Origin of the sequence: Paractinoplanes tereljensis (genome assembly GCF_016862435.1) — a bacterium.
GTDB classification, from domain to species: Bacteria; Actinomycetota; Actinomycetes; order Mycobacteriales; family Micromonosporaceae; genus Actinoplanes; species Actinoplanes tereljensis.
Genome location: NZ_BOMY01000083.1, coordinates 1 through 623, shown reverse-complemented (window position 1 = coordinate 623; position 623 = coordinate 1). Strand labels below are relative to the sequence as shown.

Here is a 623-nt window from a genome sequence, read left to right as displayed (position 1 = left end):
GGCCACAGGGGATGCCGTGTTCGGCCAGGTCCGCGTGGACGCGCCGGTAGCCGTACGTGCCGTCGGACGCCTCGAAGAAATGAACGATGAAAGTCTTCAATTCTTCACGCCGGCGAGAAGTCGCGGAGGCCGGCTTGTTCCGCCATTCGTAATACCCTGATCGGGAAACATCCAGCCATACACACATTTTCGTCAACGATGGCGACAATGGGTGTTTGTCCTGCTGGGAGGTTGCGTACTCGGCGTCGATGAATTCGAACGTGTCACTCACCGATGATCCCGGGCGAAGTACGCTGCGGCTTTTTTCAGGAATTCGTTCTCCATCCGCAGCTCCCGCGTCTCACGCTCCAGCTGCCGCAGACGTTCCCGCTCGTTGACCGACAGAGTCGGTTCCTCGTCGACGTGGTCGCGGCGATATCGAGCCACCCAGCTCCCTAACGTGCCCTCGCCGATACCCAATTCGCGTGCCACGTCAACAATCGGACGCGACTCATCAATGACGAGTTTCACAGCCTCCCGCCGGAACTCCGGCGAGAAACTTCTCTTCGGACGAGCCATTCACTTTCCCTCCCAGGCGAACCAATTCTACTTGGTGCACCTGTCCGGAAAGATCATGGCGGCTC

2 protein-coding genes are annotated in these 623 nt (G+C 59.1%); both read right to left on the bottom strand.

Going from position 1 to position 623, the window contains the following annotated elements; genetic code table 11:
* The coding region (locus Ate02nite_RS48555; RefSeq protein ID WP_369076752.1) for an IS3 family transposase at positions 1–271 on the bottom strand (271 nt) is incomplete at its 3' end.
* Entirely contained in the window at positions 268–558 is a 291-nt protein-coding gene (locus Ate02nite_RS48550; protein ID WP_275423013.1) for a transposase, read from the bottom strand. The genes Ate02nite_RS48550 and Ate02nite_RS48555, both read right to left, overlap by 4 nt.
* Positions 559–623 lie beyond the last annotated feature (65 nt).

Bases quoted from the DNA above. Each gene is read 5' to 3' on its own strand.
- Ate02nite_RS48550 (WP_275423013.1), bottom strand. From the start codon at position 558: ATGGCTCGTCCGAAGAGAAGTTTCTCGCCGGAGTTCCGGCGGGAGGCT.